Annotated in this window: 11 protein-coding genes; 2 read left to right on the top strand and 9 right to left on the bottom strand. The window is 66.5% G+C overall.

Annotated features, from left to right (window positions below; all coding sequences use genetic code 11):
* Positions 1-228: 228 nt before the first annotated feature.
* The 5 genes from J7I79_RS18420 to J7I79_RS18400 form a co-directional block, all read right to left on the bottom strand.
* Positions 229-1,458, bottom strand: a complete 1,230-nt coding sequence (locus J7I79_RS18420; RefSeq protein ID WP_251042979.1) for an Ig-like domain-containing protein — start codon at positions 1,456-1,458, stop codon at positions 229-231.
* 106 nt (positions 1,459-1,564) lie between these two features.
* The gene (locus J7I79_RS18415; RefSeq protein WP_214955637.1) at positions 1,565-2,794 is read right to left on the bottom strand and encodes an Ig-like domain-containing protein; all 1,230 of its coding nucleotides are present in this window, start codon (positions 2,792-2,794) and stop codon (positions 1,565-1,567) included.
* A gap of 159 nt (positions 2,795-2,953) precedes the next feature.
* Positions 2,954-4,441, bottom strand: coding sequence for an adenosylhomocysteinase (gene ahcY / locus J7I79_RS18410; RefSeq protein ID WP_214955635.1), 1,488 nt, complete (start codon positions 4,439-4,441; stop codon positions 2,954-2,956).
* Between the two features lie 114 nt (positions 4,442-4,555).
* Positions 4,556-4,837 (bottom strand): Trm112 family protein, encoded by a 282-nt coding sequence (locus tag J7I79_RS18405; RefSeq protein ID WP_104172708.1) that lies wholly within the window; start codon positions 4,835-4,837, stop codon positions 4,556-4,558.
* Positions 4,838-4,945: 108 nt separating this feature from the next.
* Positions 4,946-5,335 carry a DUF3499 domain-containing protein gene (locus J7I79_RS18400; RefSeq protein WP_104172709.1) on the bottom strand — a complete coding sequence of 130 codons (390 nt, stop codon included), beginning with the start codon at positions 5,333-5,335 and terminating at the stop codon, positions 4,946-4,948.
* 132 nt (positions 5,336-5,467) lie between these two features.
* On the opposite strand from J7I79_RS18400, the gene J7I79_RS18395 reads away from it, so the two are divergent.
* Positions 5,468-5,995, top strand: a complete 528-nt coding sequence (locus J7I79_RS18395; protein WP_214955633.1) for a metallopeptidase family protein — start codon at positions 5,468-5,470, stop codon at positions 5,993-5,995.
* A 7-nt stretch (positions 5,996-6,002) separates the two neighbouring features.
* Here J7I79_RS18395 and J7I79_RS18390 read toward each other — a convergent pair whose 3' ends face one another.
* Genes J7I79_RS18390 through J7I79_RS18380 form a run of 3 tightly spaced genes read right to left on the bottom strand, consistent with a single transcriptional unit; the run spans position 6,003 to position 11,627 of the window.
* A complete protein-coding gene (locus tag J7I79_RS18390; protein WP_214955631.1) occupies positions 6,003-7,730 on the bottom strand; it encodes a DUF5719 family protein in 1,728 nt (575 codons plus the stop codon).
* Entirely contained in the window at positions 7,723-11,052 is a 3,330-nt protein-coding gene (locus J7I79_RS18385) for a glycosyltransferase family 2 protein (protein WP_214955629.1), read from the bottom strand. The genes J7I79_RS18390 and J7I79_RS18385 overlap by 8 nt, the downstream gene beginning before the upstream one ends.
* Before the next feature lie 29 nt (positions 11,053-11,081).
* The gene (locus tag J7I79_RS18380; protein ID WP_214955627.1) at positions 11,082-11,627 is read right to left on the bottom strand and encodes a WhiB family transcriptional regulator; all 546 of its coding nucleotides are present in this window, start codon (positions 11,625-11,627) and stop codon (positions 11,082-11,084) included.
* Positions 11,628-12,045: 418 nt separating this feature from the next.
* On the opposite strand from J7I79_RS18380, the gene J7I79_RS18375 reads away from it, so the two are divergent.
* Positions 12,046-12,750 carry a TIGR03089 family protein gene (locus tag J7I79_RS18375; RefSeq protein ID WP_214955625.1) on the top strand — a complete coding sequence of 235 codons (705 nt, stop codon included), beginning with the start codon at positions 12,046-12,048 and terminating at the stop codon, positions 12,748-12,750.
* 6 nt (positions 12,751-12,756) lie between these two features.
* Here J7I79_RS18375 and J7I79_RS18370 read toward each other — a convergent pair whose 3' ends face one another.
* The gene (locus tag J7I79_RS18370; RefSeq protein WP_214955623.1) at positions 12,757-13,341 is read right to left on the bottom strand and encodes a GtrA family protein; all 585 of its coding nucleotides are present in this window, start codon (positions 13,339-13,341) and stop codon (positions 12,757-12,759) included.
* Between the last annotated feature and the right edge of the window lie 180 nt (positions 13,342-13,521).

The raw sequence follows: 13,521 nt of genomic DNA, 5'->3' as shown, positions 1-13,521 counted from the left end.
CCGCGAGAACAACGGGACCTGGGCACTGGCCTGAAAGACAACCGCCCCACCTGCCAGGATCAGGAGAAGCCCACACGAGGCCCGCAAAGCCCTCACGGACGGTCACCGACCTGCGCGGAAGCCCCATCAGATCCCGTACGGTCAGACTCACACCGCTGCCATAAGAAGAAAACCAATGGCCAGCAGCCAAGAAGCCCACTAATTCAGCAGTCTCCTAGGCCGCAGGCGCTATCGCTTGGCGTACTGCGCCCAGGGAATATTCCAGTCGCCGTAGCCCTCGAGCGGCTCCACCGGCGGGGCGCCCGTATTAAGGGTCTGGACGACGTCGCCCGTCTTCATGTTGTTGAAGAACCAGGCCGCATCCGCCGGCAGCAGGCCGACGCAACCATGCGAGACGTTGACCCTGCCCACGTAGCTCCAGGCAGACTCCAGCGCCTGGTGGACGTAAACGCCGGACGAGGTCAGCCTGTTGGCGTATTCCACGGTCAGCGGCGGGTAGTAGCCCTTGTCACCGGGCTTGAGGCCGATGCTGCCGGCATTGAACTTCGAGTGGCGTTCCTGTTCCATGATCACGGCGTACCCGGTGGGTGAGAGCCACCCCGCGTCGCCCAGGGTCACGGGGGCGGTCTTCACGAGCTGGCCGTCAAAATACACGTTCATGGTTTTGGTGACGTCGTCGACGATGGCGACGCGCTGCGGGCCGACCTTGAAACTGACTTTCGTGTCGACGTTGCCGACCATCTTGTTCCCGAAATCCACACCGAACAGCTTCAGGTCCACAGTGACCTGGCTTCCGGAGGCCCAGAACGCCTCCGGCCGGATGCGCACGCGCTGGTCGGAATACCAGCGCCAGGCGACCGCCTGGCCCGAAGACGCAGTGACAGCAACGGCCTTCTCCATGGCTTCCTTGTTCAGGACCGGCTCGGAAAAGATGATTTCGATAGGCTGGCCCGAGCCCACGGTGGACCCGTTTTGCGGGTACACGGCGGCGTCGGCCTCGTTGGCCTTGGCCACCGTGGTGAACGTCTGGTTCTTCTTGGTTTCGCGGCCCGCCTGGTCCACGATCGTGAAGGCGTACTCGTAGCTGGCGTCGAACTCCAGCGGGTCCAGGGCGGTCCAGGTGGAACCGTCGGCGCTCAGGGTGCCCTTGACCGGCTCGCCCCCTGCAGTTGCCAGGACGACGTCCTTCACCGTCCCGTTGACTGCTTTGACGGAGGGCACGACGGCGGGGTTGACTCCCGCAGCGCCGTCCGTGGGGGTCACGCCGAGCTCCACGGCCTTGACGACCGGCGCAGCCAGCCCCGGTTCGTTGCGGACCGGGCTTGAAGACTCTGACTGGAAAACGGGCTCAGCCCAGCTGGGGGCCGTGGCAACGCCGATGCCGCCGGCAGCCACCGCTGCGCAGATGGCGGCGACGCCCAGTATCTTCATGGTTTTACGCTTGCGGACTTCAGTCATGACCTTCTCCATGTCCCCCGACAGGCCCGTGATTAGCCCCAGTACCGTGTGCAGTCTCGTTCAGCGTCCAGCACTGACCAGACGATTTTACCGTACTGCGGCGGGGTCAATTGGCGTACTGCGGCCAGGGGATGTTCCAATCACCGAATCCGTCGTAAAAGTTGGCGTTCTCACCCTCGGTGTTGACCACCTGGACGACGTCCCCGGTGGTCATGTTGTCGAAGACCCATTTGGCCGCGTCCGGGCCAAGTCCGATGCAGCCGTGCGAAAGGTTGGTCACGCCGATGTATGGCATCGCGGAGTCCGTGGCCTGGTGGATAAATTCACCGCTGGACGTGAGGCGGGTGGCGTAGTTAACGTCAAGCTCGCCGTAGTATGCCGGGTCGCCCGGCTTTAGCCCAATACTGGCGGCAGACATGTGCTCCACGCGGTACTTCTCCATGAACACGAGGAAGCCCCGGGCCGACGGGAACCGGGTGTCACCCATGGTGGCGGGCCAGGAGCCGGCAGGCTCGTCATTGACGTTCACCGAGAAGGTGTGGGCCGTGGCATCGGCCACGGCCACCTTCTTGTCGCCGATGTGGACGGTGACCTTCTTGTTGAAGTTTCCGATCTGGCCGTTGCCGAGGTCGACGCCGAAGAGCCGCATGTCCATGGTCACGGTGCTGTTGGCAGCCCAGAAATTCTCGGCCCGGTACCGGACCATGGTGTCGCTGAACCAGTGGAAGTCGCCCACCTGGCCGGACGTCGCGGAGACCTTGATGGCTTTCTCCACTGCGTCTTTGTTCAGCACGGGTTCGCTGAACGTGATCTGCAGCGGCTGCGCAACGCCCACCTTCATTCCATCCAGCGGATAAACGGCGGCATCCGCTTCATTCGCGGTTGAGACGGTGGTGAAAGTGCGGGTGGTGCTTGTCTTGCGGCCGGCCGCGTCGGTCACCACGAAGCTGTACGTGTAGCTGCTGTTGAACTGCAGGGGTCCGGCGGCTGACCAGCCTGTGCCGTCCGGGCTGAGGCTCCCCTCAATGGCTGCGCCGTCGACGCCCGTGAGGGCAACGCGTTCAACGGTTCCGTTGGTGACCTGCAGCGATACCGGTGCTGCCGGATTTACCTGCTGCGCGCCGTCGGCCGGCGACGCCGTCAGCTGCAAGGGGGCTACCACCGGTGCCGCGAGTCCCGGCGTCGTACGTTCGGCCGAGCCCGCCTCCGATTCAAAGGCGGCACGGCTGGCTCCCGGGGCCACGGCGGCGAAAAGGCCCCCGCCGGCGGCAAGCACGCAGACGGCGCCAAGCAGCAGGACTTTCCCGCCGGTCGTCCAGGGTTTCCGTGCCGTCACAGTTCAGGGACCGTTGCAATCATCATGGCCACAGCTTAGGCCAAAGTCCTTGGAGTTCTCGGGGAAACCCGCAACACTACAGTCACGCCGAAGGGCCCCGGCTTCTGTTCCGGGGCCCTTCTTCCATGGTGCTTGCCGCCGGCTTGCCGGCTGTGGCTTTTAGTAGCGGTAGTGGTCCGGCTTGTACGGACCGGCGACGTCCAAGTCCAGGTACGAGGCCTGCTCCTTGGACAGTTCCGTCAGCTCGACTCCCAGCGCGTCCAGGTGCAGCCTGGCAACCTTCTCGTCAAGGATCTTCGGCAGTACGTAAACCTGCTTCTCGTACTCCCGCTCACCCTCGGGCTGGTCCCGCTTGGTGAACAGTTCAATCTGCGCAATCGTCTGGTTCGCGAAGGAGTTGCTCATCACGAAGGACGGGTGGCCGGTGGCGTTGCCCAGGTTCAGGAGGCGGCCTTCCGAGAGGACGATGATGGAGCGACTGCCCTTTCCCGTGTCGGGGTCTGCATCAAAAACCCATTCGTGCACCTGCGGTTTGATTTCCACCTTCTTGATGCCCGGAATCCGTGCCAGCCCGGCCATGTCGATTTCGTTGTCGAAGTGGCCGATGTTGCCCACGATTGCCTTGTCGCGCATGCCGGCCATGTGCTCGGCCATGATGACGTCCTTGTTCCCGGTGGTGGTGATGAAGATGTGGCCCTCGCTGAGGACGCTCTCCAGCGTCGCTACCTGGTAGCCGTCCATGGCCGCCTGCAGCGCGCAGATCGGATCGATTTCCGTGACAATCACGCGGGAGCCCTGCCCGCGGAAGGCTTCCGCCGCGCCCTTGCCCACATCACCATAACCGCAGACGACGGCGACCTTGCCGCCCATCAGGACGTCCGTGGCGCGGTTGATGCCGTCCGGCAGCGAGTGGCGGATGCCGTACTTGTTGTCGAACTTGCTCTTGGTCACCGAGTCGTTGACGTTGATCGCCGGGAAGAGCAGCTTGCCCTGCTCAGCCAGCTGGTAGAGGCGGTGCACGCCGGTGGTGGTCTCTTCCGTGACACCGAGCAGGCGGGAGCCGATGCGGGTCCACTTCTGCGGGTCCTGGGTGAGGGAGGCCGTCAGCACGTCAAGGAAGACGCGGCCCTCGTCGGACTCGTCCTCCGCTGCGGCCGGCACGGATCCGAGGGCTTCGAACTCGACCCCCTTGTGCACCAGCATGGTGGCGTCGCCGCCGTCGTCGAGGATCATGTTCGGGCCAAGGTCCGGGTTGCTGTCCGCGCCGGGCCAGGTGAGGATCTGCTCGGCGGTCCACCAGTATTCCTCGAGGGTCTCGCCCTTCCAAGCGAACACGGGGACACCCTGCGGGTCCTCAACCGTTCCCTTGCCCACCACAACGGCGGCTGCGGCTTCGTCCTGGGTGGAGAAGATGTTGCAGGAAGCCCAGCGGACCTCGGCGCCCAACGCGGTGAGGGTTTCGATCAGCACGGCGGTCTGGACCGTCATGTGGAGGGATCCGGCAATCCGGGCGCCCTTGAGCGGCTGGCTGGCACCGAACTCTTCGCGCAGGGACATGAGGCCGGGCATCTCGTGTTCCGCAAGGCGGATCTGGTGGCGGCCGGCCTCGGCCAGGGAGATGTCGGCAACCTTGAAGTCGAAAGTCATGTGAGTCCTTGTGTTGTATCCGGGGAGATTCTGGAACGGAGGGATGACGCGGCCCTTCGGCGAACTATGGGAAGTTCGGGTGCCGGGCGGGCGCGCGATGGGCCGGCCGGTCAGTTATTCGGCGCTGGCGGGGCCCGCCGCGGCGGAACTGGAGGATGCGGAACCGGACGCGGCGGAAGCGCGCCCGCCGTCGTGCTGGTCCGAAGATGCGGCGGTAGCGGCGGAAAGCAGTTCCGGCGGCAGGAGCAGCGGGATGCCGTCCTCGATGGCATAACGCAGCTTTTCCCCGGACTCACCGGCGGCGGTCGAGACGAGTTCATCGCCTTCCTGGACCAGCGTGGAGCCGGTAACGGGGCAACGCAGGACAGACAACAGGTCAGGACTGATCTTTGGCATAGTGGATGCTCCTGATGGGCGCCGCAGCAGGCGCACCGGTGGCCGATGGATTTGCAGCTTCCAGCGTACAAGCTTCCCGGCGGTGCCGCGCTTTAGGACGGACGCTGCTTAGGACGGTTCGCGGAGGATGCGCAGGTGCCCGCGTCGCGTGCCTTCCCCCACGGGAGGAGCCTCGAGCGCGGCGTGGGCGGACCGCTGGCCCGGCACTGTGTCCGCGGCGGACGGCCGCAGCGCCGCCTCCCGGACGGCGTTGGCGAGGGCCAAAAGGTCATCGGGGCCTGGCTGCGGCGGCGTTGCCGGCATGGCCAGGCGCAGGACTTCCCAGCCCCTCGGCACCGTCAGCGACCCGGCGTGCTGTTCGCACAAATCGTAACAATGCGGTTCCGCGTACGTGGCCAGCGGACCCAGAACAGCCGTGGAGTCCGCATATACGTACGTCAAAGTTGCCACCGCTGACTTGCGGCAGGCCGATCTTGAACATTGACGAATAGCACCCACGACATCACAGACTACTCCCCGTTTAAGGCGCCGCCGTGCATTACGGTCCGTGGCGCCGCAGGCAGTCCCGATGGCCCGTGTGGCGTTTCGGGTTATGTCGCGTATTTCATGCGGCGGGTTTAGAGTCAGTGTATGCAGCAATCGCACCACGTTCCGGGTTTTACGGTCCGGTTGGCTGACCCGGGAGCCGGCCAGCCGGCGGACAGCGCCACGCCCGCGGAAGCGGTCCGCGGGAAGAGCTTTCGAGAGCGCCGCAGGAACCGCCATGGCCGTGGCCTGCGCGGCGAACTGATGCTGCCCACCCTGCCCGGATACCGCACCCGCTCGGACCACTTCGACGAGATGGTCATGGACTCCGCCCAGCGTCTGCATGACATCTGGGGGAAGCCGCTGGACGGTGTCAGGTTTGCCGTTGACGAGATCCCGCAGGGCCTCGAACAGCTGGTTGCGGACCGGTCCCCCGCACCCATGGGCCTGTATGAACCCGCCACCGCCGATGAAGGTCCGGTGATCACGCTCTACCGCCGGGTCATCGAGAACGCCTGCTCCGGCCGGGAGGAGCTCCAGGACCTGGTGCACGACGTCGTGGTGGAACGCACCGCCGAAATGCTGGGGGTCGCTCCGGAGACACTGGACCCCGTCTACCGACGCCGCTACTAGCCTTCCGCTAGTAGCCCAGTTTTACCGCGACCTGCTCCTGGCCAGCTGCGCCGGGTGCCACTGCGGCCGTGGCGACGTCCGCGCGCCCTTCCTGCTCCAGCAGCACCGCGCCGTAAGCGGCGTCCCCGGATGCTGACACAACGTATCCGAGCACGGGTGCCCCGCCCACTTCGTCCGGCAGCTTAACGAGCGCCGTTGTACCGCCGGCAAGGTCTGCGGTGGCGGCTGCACGGAGCTTGCCGTCGGCCGTGATCGGCGTATAGGTGATCTTGGCCCGGTCATCGGGAGCCCCCAGGACCAGGTACCGCTCTCCGCTGCGCGGCACGGCGACCACATGCTGGCTGCCGAGCCTGGCTGACGACGGCGACCATGCGAAGTCCGTGGCGCTGTCCGACTTCAGCCCGCGGGTGACCCGGGCAGCAGCGGCAAACGAAACATCGGCGCTGGCTGCCACGGTGTACTGGCCGGCCGGGACACCGGCGAGGGAAACCTCGGTAACGGACCCGCCCTTGGCCGTAACCACGCCGCCGCCCGGCAGTGCCTTTTGGCCGTCGCGTCCATAGAGCCTGATTTCGACCACGGCATCGGCCGGACCGGGAACAGCAATCTGCAGGGCCGCTGCGGCGTCGGCAAAACCCTGTTTGGCAGCGAGGGCCCTGGCGGAAGCCGGATCCTGGATGTCCACCCCGGACATCACCTGCCGGGTTGCCGGGGCCGCTCCGGGCACAATGAAGTCCACGCCGCCCGGAGTGAGCCCCCGAAGGGTGCTTTGCTGGACGACGGCTGTGACCGGTCCTCCGGCGCTGCGTGCGTGGATACTCAGCTTCTCCTGATCCGGAACCAGCCCGGCCAGCACTATTGAACGGGTAGTCCCCGGTGCCACCAGGAGCCCCCTGCTGCCGGGCGCCTGAATCTGGCCCTGCGCGCCGTACAGGTCCAGGCTGACGGTGGCCGGGGTGCTGGAGGCGTTGCTGAGGTTCAGTACCGCGGTCCGGCCCAGCGCAGTGTTCGCGCCGACCAGCCACAGATCGTTGGCCGGCTGCTGACAGCCCGCGGCGGCCGAGCCCTGGAGGTCGCCGTCGGTGGCGGTGTAGCTCATGACGGCTCCGGCCGTGGCCTGCTGGTTACCCACGGCGTCCGCGCTCAGGACACTGACGGAGTCCACCGCCCGTTGGGACACGACGCCTACCAGCAGCGGGGCAGGCGCAGCCGCGGCGGTGGGCGTGCCGGGGTCCTTGGCGATTTCGGTGAGGGTGGTGCCGTTCAGCTCGGCCAGCCTGCTACCGGGCAGCACACCGGTATTGGTGCTCAGCACGGCGGCGTCGACCAAACTCCTGGCTGTGGCCGACTCCGGGCTGAACTGCGGGTCTGTGCCCACGGGAGTGCCTTCCAGAAGCCGGGCCGGGCCGGGGCAGATCCCCACATTGCTTCCCGCGGGGACCGCCGCCAGCGGCGCTTCGAGCTTGCGGCTGCCGGCGCTTTGCGGCGCCATCGACGCCGCCGCTACCAGGCTTCCCGCTGCGGCCACGATCACCACTGCGGAGGCGAGTCCGGCAACCGTTCCGCGGACGGATTTTCCGCGTCCGGTGAACCGCTTCAGGCGGGCGGCCGCCGGAGCGGGCACCGCTTCGTTGACCCCTGCGTCAGAGCCGTCCGCCGGGACGTCGGCACCCGCCGCGGCGGTCACGCCGTCCCGGCTTGCTTCCGGTACGCCGTCGTTCTCGTCCTTATGCATGCTGATGTTCCTTACGCAGGGAGCCTTCGTCCCGGGAGAGGCCGGTGTTCGGCCGGCGGGCAGGCATGGGGACGGCGAGCAGTACCGTCAGGCCGATGACCACTGCCTGGACGACAGCGGTCCACACCGCCCACTGGTTTTCGTAGCGGATGGTGAGCTGGCCGGCCTGGGCGGGGAGCGTGAATGCCTGGGACCAGCCGGACGTGGTGGATGTCAGGCGGCGGCCATCCATCCACGCGGACCATCCCGGATCGGCGCGTTCGGCGAGGACCACGAGCCGGCCTTCAGGTCCTTCCGGGACAGCGGCGTCAACGGATTCCAGGCCGGACGGGACGAGACCGATCGCGGCGCCGGAGCCGTCAACGATGCGTACCCGGTGGGCAACGTCCGCGGCGTCGATGACCGGCTGGTTCAGCGGGCTGATCCGCCAGAGCCAGCCGACGTTGGTCTGCCCCACAGCCACCAGCCCGGGCACGGCGTCCATCCGGCTCGCGGTCAGCTGCGCAGCGGTGTCCGAGGCCCGGAGGACAACGAATCCGGCTCCGAGGCGTTCCAGTTCCGGACGTGGGTCAACGCCCTGGCCGGCGACCACGGTGGCCACGACGCTGCGCAGGGCTGCCGTGACGGCGTCGTCATCCCTGACGGTTTCCGCGCCGGGGTCGCCCATGATGTTGCGGGCGGCCGCGATGGTGGACAGGCCGTCCAGGGTGGTGCCGGCGCCCCTCACGATGGAGGCATCAAAGGTGCCGTCCTCCACCGTGTCGATAACCAGCGTCCTTGCCTGCTCCGGCCCCTGGCCGCGGTCGATGGCCGTGGCGGGAAGAGTGCGGGCGGCCGTAGGAACGATCTGCCGGGGGGTTCCCAACGGTGAGGTTCCCACCGGTGCAGGCGCAGCCCCGGATGCTGACTGCAAAAGGTTCTGCGCGGCCCAGGCGGTCAAGCCGGCCACGGGTCCGGCGAGGAGCAGCACCATGGCAAGCACGGAGACTGACTTGAGGGCGATCCTGCGGGCGGCCGGGGCGGCGGCCGGCTGCTCAGCGAAGCAGAGCAGCCCGTCGGCCCCGATCAGGGCAGCGCCCAGCAGCGCGAATCCGGCTGCGGACACGGCAGGTCCCGTGAAAGGCGTGACGAGCATGTCGGCGCTGGCGCCGGTGGCGACGTGGCCGGCGAGCCAGCCGCCGGCGAGGATGATCAGTCCGGCTACCCACAAGGCGCGGGCCACACGGGTGCGCTTACCCGGGACAAACAGCGCCGCCGTCGCGAGGGCCAGGACCGGAGCCCCGACCAGCAGGGCCAGGAGCAAGGCCCACGGGACGGCGGATCCGTCGAACATCGGAAGGCCGGCCAGGCCGCCGTCGGTATCGAAATGGAGCGGCTGTCCCAGAATCTGCTGCCACAACGGCGCGCCATCAAAACCGAGCGGCACGCCGGGGTCTGCCAGCAGCGCCCGGGGACGGTCAAGCACGGAAACACCGAACGGAACGAAAAGTGCGGCGCTGGGAAACAGTGCCCACCATACAGTGCGGCCGCGCCTGCCCAGGAAGATTCCGGCCAGGACAACCACGAGGGCGGACGGAAGCAGCAGCGACGGTGCCGCTGCTGCCACAACGGCAAGTGCCAGGCCCGCCGCCGCAGCGGCCGTCCAGGACGGTGTCCCGTTGACACCCGGTTTGGTGGGAGGCTTTTCCGTGAACCGCCGGTCCCCTGCTTCGGGAACGGCAAAGCGTCCCTGACCGCGGGCGGTGCCGGTGGCACGCAGCAGCGCCAGTACCAGCAGCGGCACCATGATGTGCGCAACGAGTGCTCCCAGCCGCCCCTGGTTCAATGCGATCTGCAGGGCGGGCGCGCCGCCCCACACGAGGGCTGCCACGAGGCGGAACCGCCGGCGCGTGGTCACGCCGCCGGCGGCGAACCACGCAGCGAGGCCGGACAGCGGCATGGCGAGTAGCAGAAGCCAGGCCAGGGCGCTGTTCGCGTCGCCTCCGCCGGCAAGGCCGAGGATCCACAGGAGGAAAGCGAAAGGGTCGCCGTGGCCGGGCAGTCCGGCGCCCAGCCCGATCCACCAGCCGGTGGCGTGGTACCAGATGTCCGAGACCTTTGAGGAGAGCGGAATCAGCGCTCCGCCGGAGACGGCTTCGGCGCGGAAAAATCCGGAGAGCCCAATCAGCGAGGCCGCCGCCGTCAGGAACACAGCGAGCAGGGCACCGCTGCCCACCCAGCCGCGGTCGGAGGTGGTCAGTGCGGCGAAATCGTCCGTGGAGTCACCGCTCGGCTGTTCGGCCAGCGGATCGGTCCTGGCGGCGTCCTCGGCCGAATCGTCGGCGCCCAGGGCTTCTATGAGGGAACGCCGGTGCGCCCAGACCTCACGCCGCGGGGTCTGGAGTCCTTTGATGACAGAGCGGCGGATCTTCCGGGTCCGTGCAGCTTCCCGGCGTCCGCGGATCACGGCACCGGGCCGGCCCAGTGCCACGAACGTCGCCACGAGCTGGGAGAATCCGTGGCCGGGGTCCTTGACGGCAATGCTCAGGACGAGCTTGAACAGGCTCCCGAGCAGCGCTCCCGCCGCGTGCAGCGGCACCTTCCACCACACGGCGTGCTTGAGGCGCAGGTGAACCTGGGCTTTGCGGGCGGCACTGGCGCTCCCCAGCGCATGCGGCCGGTGCGAAACGTGGAACATCCGTGCGGTCGGCACCACCACCACGCGGTGTCCGGCCAGCCGGTTGCGCCAGCAGAAGTCGACGTCGTCCCCGGTGCCGGGCAGTCCGGGGTCAAAGCCGCCCAGTTCTTCCCAGACGTCCCGGCGCACCAGCATGCCGGCGGAGTTGACCGCAAAGGTATCGCTGCGGCCGTCGTACTGCCCTTGGTCAAGTTCGTCCGCCTCGATAAGGGTCAGCCGCTCAGCCCAGCGGCTGGTGGAAAGCCCGACGTCGATCAGGCGGCGCCTGGCGTTCCAGTCCAGTTGCTTGCAGCCTGCCACTGTCACAGACGGTGCCCGCTCCACGGCATGGAGCAGTTCGGCGAGGGCCTCCGGGGCGGGTGCTGCATCGTCGTGCAGCAGCCAGACCCACTCCGTGTCGGCCCCGGGCCGGTCAGGATCCCAGGGGTCCAGGGCGGCCAGGCCGGCCTTGACCGCGTCCCCCATCCCGCTCCTCCCCTGCTGGAAGGTGGTGACATTGGCTTCGCCGAACGCGTCGTTAAGCAGAGCCACGGAATTGTCCCGCGAGCCGGTATCGACGCCGATAAAAGCGTCCACCGGACGGGTCTGCTCCGACAAAGCCGCCAGGGTCATGGGGAGATAGTCACCGCCGTTGTGGGCGACCACAACGGCGGTGACATGTACTACTTGAAGAATTAGACTGCCCGCTTCCTCAGCCGACGGCGCTCGCGCTCGGAGAGGCCTCCCCAAATGCCAAAGCGTTCGTCATTCGACAGCGCGTATTCCAGGCACTGTGAGCGAACGTTGCAGGCGCCGCAGACCTTCTTGGCGTCACGGGTGGAGCCTCCCTTTTCGGGGAAGAAAGCCTCCGGATCAGTCTGGGCGCACAGTGCGTCCGTCTGCCATCCAAGTTCGCCTTCGTCGTCGAAGTCCTGTTGGAAGGGAAGGCCGATCCAGACCGGCTGCGCGGTGGTTTCCGAATGAAGGGTCTGCAGTTCCATCGGAGGATCATGCAGATCATTGTCCTGGTCCGGGTTGCCAGCCAGCAGCGCCTCATGCGCTGCCAGGAAGGCCGTGGCCTGGTCCTGCACTGAATCGTTGGTGCTTTGGTTGTACCGCTCGGCAGCATCCGGATCGGCCGGATCTACATACCAATCGCTTGGCACGCCCCGCGAACGGTACTTTGCCGACGCTTGACCGGCGACGACGGCATCTTCATGGATACGCTCAACTTGCCCCATTATGGCGTCCCTCCTGATGTTGCTGCCTCTGCTGTGAATACCTGGACACTCGGTTGTGTGGCCTGTATTTGCGCAATGGCTTTCGATAACTAATTACACGTGTGTAAGTCGTTGGTAGTCAAGCGGCAGCGGGATAATAATCAACCCGGGACACAATCCGCCGCCACGCCACGCCCGGGGTTTTTTGGCCGACTCGCCGCAATCACCGCGATTTTGACAGCCTACTGACTAGTTTTCTGGGAATTTCCCGGGAATCCCGGGGCTTCCGTCCTCCGCGCTTCATTTAGGCTAACAAAGTTAGTTATCAGCACGTGTCGGAGATCACATGGGGCCGGACGCTGCGCCCCGGCCCCCAGGCTTCCTGCCCTGCCCTCGGACGCACCTCCCGCGCCCACGGGCACCGTGGCAAGATGTTGGCATGAGCATCCCCGCGATCGACTTGATGACTGCACTGCGTTCCGGCCACTCCACGTCCCCGCGACTGACCTGGTACGGACCTGACGCCGAGAGGGTGGAGCTGTCCGGCCGCGTTCTGGACAACTGGGTCGCCAAGACCAGCAACCTGCTGCAGGACGAACTCGACGCCGAACCCGGGATGCGGCTGCGGCTGGACCTTCCGGCGCACTGGAAGTCAGTGATCCTGGCCCTTGCCGCCTGGCAGCTTGGGATGGAGGTTGTGCTGGACTCCGGCGACGCCGAACTCCTCGCCACCCACTCACCGGAATCCGCCAACCAGGAGTCGGGGTTCGACGCCGTTATCGCAGTGCCGCTTCCGGCCCTGGCAATGCGCTGGCCCGGAGAGCTGCCGCCCGGCGTCGTTGACTTCGGCGCCGAGGTTCGCTCGCACGGTGACGTTTTTATGGCCCATGTCGATCCGGAAGCTTCCGGGCGGGCGGTCATGTCAGCAGCCGGCACGGCCCATGTGCACTCGGACCTGCTCACTGGCTTCGCGGCGGCCCACGACGCCGGAGTGCGGTTGCTGGTCCGCGCCGCGGACGGCCTCGAGGCTGCCCTGGTCCAGGCGCTGGGCGCCTGGCACAACGACGGTTCCGTTGTGCTTGTCCACCCTGACGTCAAGGTGACCGACAAGCTCCTCAGCGACGAACGCGTAAAGGGAGCATAGGCCCCGCTAGTTCATCCGGTCCGGGCTGGGGAGGTCCGGGTCCTTGAGCCTTGCTTCCGGCTCGCTGCCGGGAACGTGGACTGCGTGCTTGTTCTGGTGGTGGTGCAGCTCGATGATCTCGTGGTCGTGCGAGAATGCCGGCTCTTCGTCGAGTTCCTTGTTGAAGACGAGGAAGCGGTAAGCGAAGAAGCGCACCACCGTGGCCACCAGGATGCCGGCCACCCCGGCCAGGAACAGCATGTTCTTGTCCGTGATGCCGAAGGAATACTTGGCGAGGGCCGTGAACCCGGTGGAGATGCCGATACCGATGCCGTTGATCAGGATGAACATAAAGAACTCACGGATCACGTTGTCCTGGCGGCGATGCCGGAAGGTCCAGAAGCGGTTGGCGATCCAGGAGAAAATCGTAGCGACCGTAGCGCCCACAAATCTGGCTTTTGCTTCGCTGTCCGTCATCGGACCGTGCATCAGGTAGTAGGTCAGGCCGTTATCGATAACGAAGGCGACACCGCCGACGGCGCCGAACTTTGCCACCTCACGCCAGAAGAGTGAGGCGAGTCCGCGCAATCGTTCTGCAAGTGTGTAAATCATGACCCTCCATGGCCGTCTGAGATTTCAGGCCACAGGGCCAAGGACCCATTTTAGCCCGTAAAGCTGGGAGGAGTCCCGACAGCCCCGCAAGGCAGCGGGGTGCGGGCGCCGAAATGACGCAAAATCCGGGCCGAAACGATGCGAAAGCCCGGAACGCCCCCGCTCTTCTGTAGGCTGGCT

Source organism: Arthrobacter sp. ISL-69, from assembly GCF_018613775.1.
Taxonomy (GTDB): Bacteria; Actinomycetota; Actinomycetes; order Actinomycetales; family Micrococcaceae; genus Arthrobacter.
The sequence above is the reverse complement of the archived record's forward strand: the minus strand, read 5'-3'. Positions and strand labels throughout refer to the sequence as shown.